We start from the raw sequence: 1,164 nt of genomic DNA on the forward strand, positions 1-1,164 counted from the left end.
AGCGTGTTTCTAAACTGCCACCCCATAGATGATGTTGTAGTTGTGCAAACACGCTCACGTACCCATACGGATAGACACGGCGTGGCACCCCCACACGGCAGCGGACTCCTGGTAAAGCGCGGGTGTCGAATCCAACCGCCCTACCAGGAGCCCGAGCGCCAGTATCGTCTGCGTGCACGTGTGTGTCCTGCCCCGCCCACCCCGAATCCCGTCGGCCGGTGGTCGTAGCACCACACGACGGTTTCTACCCGTCCTCGACGATCACGGATGCGCAGTGGAGGGTGCTCGAACCGCTCCTGCCCGCGCCGGGTAACCGGGCGGGGAAGGGTGGCCGGCCCGAGAAGCACGCTCGACGGCGTGTCCTGGACGCGATCTTCTATCTGGTGCGGGGTGGCTTGGCTTGGCGACAGCTCCCCGTGGAGTTCCCGCCGTGGCGAACGGTGTACGGACTGTTCGTACGGTGGCGGACGGCCGGTAGTTGGCAGGCTATCCACGACGCGCTGCGTGACCGGGTGCGGGTGGCTGCCGGCCGCTCGCCGTTCCCGACGGCAGCGATTATCGATTCACAGTCGCTTAAGGGCGCCGATACTGTGACTAATGGTAGCCGCGGGTATGACGCTGGAAAAAAGATTAATGGGAGAAAACGGCATATAGCGGTGGATACGCTCGGGCTCCTGCTGACCGTAGTGATCACAGCGGCCAGCGTGCAGGACCGTGACGGCGCGCCCCCGCTGCTGGCCCGACTGCGGGAGCGCTTTTCCCCTGGTCAGCGTAGTCTGGGCCGATGGCGGGTATGCCGGCCGGTTAGTCAGGTGGGCCAGGCAGGTGCTGAAACTGACCGTCACCGTCGTCAAGTGCGGCGACGATGTCAGCGGGTTCGTGGTGTTGCCGCGCCGGTGGGTCGTGGAGCGCACTTTCGGTTGGATCATCCGGTATCGGCGGTGTGTTCGTGACTACGAAAGGTTGCCGGTCCAGCACGAGACCATGGTCTACATTGTTATGATCATGCTGATGTCGCGGCGGCTCGCGCAGCGACCGCCCTCGCGGCAGCGCCGGAACCTGGATGCGCGGACCGAGGGAGCCGTCTCCGATGCCGACCCGATCCGGTAGGCAAGCAAGGTCAAAATTAGTTATTAATCTTGATGAGAGTTTCCAAACGCCCTC

At 63.5% G+C, this 1,164-nt stretch carries 1 protein-coding gene; it reads left to right on the forward strand.

Annotated features, from left to right (window positions below; genetic code table 11):
* The first annotated feature begins 218 nt into the window (after positions 1-218).
* Positions 219-1,110 (forward strand): IS5 family transposase gene (locus tag MJ783_RS21115; RefSeq protein ID WP_370651755.1). Its coding sequence is split into 2 segments (ribosomal slippage): positions 219-761 and positions 763-1,110, totalling 891 coding nucleotides; the frame shifts between segments, so codons are not numbered across the junction.
* Positions 1,111-1,164 lie beyond the last annotated feature (54 nt).

This window comes from Protofrankia sp. Cj3, from assembly GCF_917627355.1.
Taxonomy (GTDB): domain Bacteria; phylum Actinomycetota; class Actinomycetes; order Frankiales; family Frankiaceae; genus Protofrankia.